This window comes from Streptomyces sp. CO7 (assembly GCF_053474865.1).
Genome location: NZ_JBRIOU010000005.1, coordinates 98470 through 102611 on the forward strand (window position 1 = coordinate 98470; position 4142 = coordinate 102611).

Below are 4142 nucleotides of genomic sequence, written 5' to 3' on the forward strand. Positions count from 1 at the left end.
GGCCCCGGCGACCCGGGAAGCCCTGGCGGCCCCGGCAGCCCGTACGACCCGCCCGGCGGCCCCGAGGGCCCCGGCGGCGCGCATCCCCAGGGCAACGCCGGTCCCGGCAGCCCGTACGACCCCGGTGGCCCCGCCTCGCCCGGCGGCCCGCACGGCCAGTACGGGCCCACGGGCGCCTACGGGCCCGGCGGACCGTACTCCGGCGGCACCGCCCCCGACCCGCTCGCCGGCATGCCCCCGCTCGCCGACAGCCTGCGCCGCGTCGGGGCCAGGATCATCGACCTGATCCTCGTCGGCGTGGTCGCCGGACTGCTGGCCTGGGCCTTCAACGTCGACGAGTACGAGTTCGACGCCGACCGCGTGGACGCCGCGAAGTTCTGGATCCGCGACATCATCATCGCGGTGCTCTACGTCGCCTACGACACGATCATGACCGCGCGCAACGGACAGACCCTCGGCAAGAAGCTGCTCAAGCTGCGCGTCGCCAACCTCGACGACGGCAGCACCCCCTCCATGGCCACCTCGCTGCTGCGCGCGGCCGTGCTCTGGGTGCCGTTCGCCTTCTGCTGCGCCTGCCTGTGGATCGCCATCGCGGGCGGCTGGAGCTTCTTCGACAAGCCGTACAAGCAGGGCCTGCACGACAAGGCGGCCAAGACGGTGGTGGTCAGCACCGAGCCGAGGGCCTGACGCCGGGCGACCGGGCCCGACGGTCCGTCAGCGCCGCGCGGGCTCCCGCCGTGCGGCGCCGGCCGTGTCCGAGGTGGCCGGAACCCGCTCCTCGGCACCGCGCCCGACCGGCCCGGAGGCCATCGCGGCGAGCACGCCCAGCGCGAGCGAGAGGACCACGACCGAGGCGACGGCGAGGACCGAACTCGCCCCGCTGAGCGCGAGCAGGGCGATCGTGCACAGCACCGCCGCGCCGGTCCCACGGACCAGCTGCGCGGTGGACGGGGTCACGGGGGCAGTCACGGGCGGACGAGCCATGGCAATCGTGTCCTCGGTGCGTAGGTGACGGACGGCCTGTGCCGGGAGCCGCCGCGGCTGCGCTCCCGCCGGAGGGCAGAGGACGGCTTCTGTCCGGCACATGCCCGGGCCATCTGCCGGACAAGCGCGACGCCGCCCGGCGGCGGGTGCACCGGGGGGCGCACGCAGGCACGCGCAGGGCACGGGGAGCGCCCCGGACGCCCGACCGAGCGACCGCTTACAGGAAGTGCTCACGACAAGTCAAGGTCTGGTTTTTCGACCGAACCTCCGGTCAAATGTTCTCACTTGACACACGCGTATCTACGCGCGCAGCTCCTGCCTGCCTGGATCGCAGGACCCAGTACTTCCGTACTCAGGACATCTCTCATGTGCGCGCGGACGCGGGGGAGGAATTCAAGTGGCATCCAGATGGGCGCTTCGGGCGGCCGCTACTGCCGTCGTCATCACGACGGCCGGAGCCGGTCTCTCGACCTTCGCCGTGGCACAGCCCGCTGAGGGCACCGCTGTCACCGCGAAGACGGGCTCGCCGACCAAGGGCGAGAACCGGGAACACAACTTCGAAGGCCCCCTGACCCACAGTCAGGAGACCAAGCGCGACGAGGCCATCAACCAGGTCCTCGCCGGCGAGGCCACGGCCGAGAAGAAGAACGGCTCCAAGGTCGTCGAGCTCAAGGGCAAGAACAAGCACCGCGGGAGCAAGTACGTCGAGCTGGGCCGGGAGAAGACCGACAAGATCTTCACCATCCTGGTCGAGTTCGGGGACCAGGTGGACCCCCGCTACGGCGGCACCCCCGGCCCGCTGCACAACAAGATCGCCCAGCCGGACCGGTCGAAGGACAACTCGACCGAGTGGCAGGCCGACTACAACCAGAAGCACTTCGAGGACCTGTACTTCGGCGAGGGCCAGTCCCTCAAGACGTACTACGAGAAGCAGTCCTCCGGTCGTTACTCGGTCGACGGCGAGGTCTCCGACTGGGTCAAGGTGCCCTACAACGAGGCCCGTTACGGCTCGAACCTCTGTGACCCCTGCGCGTGGAACGCGGTGCAGGACGGTCTGAACGCCTGGTTCGCGTCGGAGACCGCGAAGGGCGCCACGTCCGCCGAGCTCAAGTCCCGCCTGGCCGAGTACGACCAGTGGGACCGCTACGACTTCGACGGCGACGGCAACTTCAACGAGGCCGACGGCTACGTCGACCACTTCCAGATCGTGCACGCCGGTGAGGACGAGTCCGCCGGCGGCGGCGCCCAGGGCGAGGACGCCATCTGGGCCCACCGCTGGTACGCGTTCGGCACCGACGCCGGCCGCAGCGGCCCGGAGGGCAACAAGCTCGGCGGCACCCAGATCGGTGACACCGGCATCTGGGTCGGCGACTACACCATCCAGCCGGAGAACGGCGGCCTCGGTGTCTTCGCGCACGAGTACGGCCACGACCTCGGTCTGCCGGACCACTACGACACCCAGGGCGGCGAGAACTCCACGGGGTTCTGGACGCTGATGTCCTCGGGTTCGTGGCTGGGCACCGGTGACGGCCAGATCGGCAACCTCCCCGGCGACATGAACGCCTGGGACAAGCTGATGCTGGGCTGGCTGGACTACAAGGTGGTCGGCAACAAGGCGGCGACGTCCACCAAGCTGGGTGTGCAGTCCTACAACACGAAGGACAAGCAGGCGCTGATCGTCGAGCTGCCCGAGAAGAACGTCACCACCGAGGTCTTCACGCCCGCCCAGGGTGAGAAGCAGTGGTGGAGCGGCAAGGGCGACGACCTGCGCAACACGCTCACCCGCAGCGTCGACCTGACCGGCAAGACGTCGGCCAAGCTGTCCTTCGAGGGTCAGTACGACATCGAGCAGGACTACGACTACGGCTACGTCGAGGTCTCCACGGACGGCGGCGCCAACTTCACGCCGATCGACGGCACCGTCGAGGGCCAGCAGATCCCGCGCGACGGCAGCGGCGCCCCGGCGCTGACCGGTGTCGTCGACACGAACTCGACCTTCGAGTTCCCGCTGGACGCGTACGCCGGCAAGCAGATCCAGGTCCGCTTCCGCTACGCCACCGACGGTGGCCTGTCCCGCCCGGGTCTGGTCGCCGACAGCATCGTCATCACCGCGGACGGCGCGTCGGTCTTCTCCGACGACGCCGAGACCGAGGTGGCCGGCTGGACCGCCAACGGCTTCACCCGTGTGGGCTCCAGCTTCACCGACAGCTACCCGCAGTACTACATCGTCGAGAACCGCCAGCACGTCGGCTACGACAAGCAGCTGAAGACGGGCCCGTACAACTTCGGCTTCTCGACGACCCGCCCCGACTGGGTCGAGCACTACGCGTACCAGACCGGCATGCTGGTCTGGAAGTGGGACACCTCCCAGGCGGACAACAACACCAGCCAGCACCCGGGCACCGGCCTGATCCTCCCGATCGACGCCCACCCGGCCCCGCTGCGCTGGACCGACGGCACCCTCATGCGCAACCGCATCCAGGCCTACGACTCTCCGTTCAGCCTGAAGCGGACCACCGGCATGACCCTGCACAAGGCCGATGTCGCCACCGTCGTCCCGTCCCTGCCCGGCGTGCCGGTCTTCGACGACACCAAGGACGACTACTACGACGAGGCCAACAAGCTGGCGGGTGTCAAGGTCGACAGCACCAACACCCGGATCCAGCTCGTGAAGCAGTCCTCGGACGGCTCCACGATCACGGTCAAGGTCAGCCCCGCGGCCAAGTAGTGCATACCGGGTAATACCGGTCACACTGCATCACCGCAGGTCAGACAGCGTTCGGCGGCGTTCCCCTGGCGGGGACGCCGCCGGACGTGTTCAGATGCCTCCCATCGAAATTTTCGAAGTCGACGGGAGGCATCGTCATGTCCTCAGGATTCGTCCGGCTGCCGAGCGGCAGTGTGGTGGTCGCCCTGACGCTGCCCCGGCCCGACGAGCCCGGGGTCCGCGGGCGCGACCGGGACAGGGTGCGGGTGCTGGTGCACGCCAGGAACCGGGCGCGGGCGCTCACCCGGCTGCGCAACCTGGGGCTGCGGGCGGTGTACCTGCGGGGCAACGTCGCGCCGCCCACCCCCGACGAGGTCACCGCGGTCCTCCACCACCCCGACGGCCTCATATGGCGCGAGGCCCCGGCCCCCCGCGGCGCGCAGTACCACCC

4 protein-coding genes are annotated in these 4142 nt (G+C 69.7%); 3 read left to right on the forward strand and 1 reads right to left on the reverse strand.

From position 1 onward, the window contains the following. Window positions 1–687 (forward strand): RDD family protein (locus ACOV8S_RS18740; protein ID WP_448318962.1); only part of this gene is annotated, 687 nt, incomplete at its 5' end. A 27-nt stretch (window positions 688–714) separates the two neighbouring features. Here the strand turns inward: ACOV8S_RS18740 and ACOV8S_RS18745 are convergent. Further along, window positions 715–969 carry a hypothetical protein gene (locus tag ACOV8S_RS18745; protein WP_448318963.1) on the reverse strand — a complete coding sequence of 85 codons (255 nt, stop codon included), beginning with the start codon at window positions 967–969 and terminating at the stop codon, window positions 715–717. 412 nt (window positions 970–1381) lie between these two features. Here ACOV8S_RS18745 and ACOV8S_RS18750 point away from each other — a divergent pair, with 412 nt between their 5' ends. Then, window positions 1382–3712, forward strand: a complete 2331-nt coding sequence (locus tag ACOV8S_RS18750; protein WP_448318964.1) for an immune inhibitor A domain-containing protein — start codon at window positions 1382–1384, stop codon at window positions 3710–3712. A 137-nt stretch (window positions 3713–3849) separates the two neighbouring features. Beyond that, a partial coding sequence (locus ACOV8S_RS18755) for a hypothetical protein (protein WP_448318965.1) occupies window positions 3850–4142 on the forward strand: 293 nt, incomplete at its 3' end.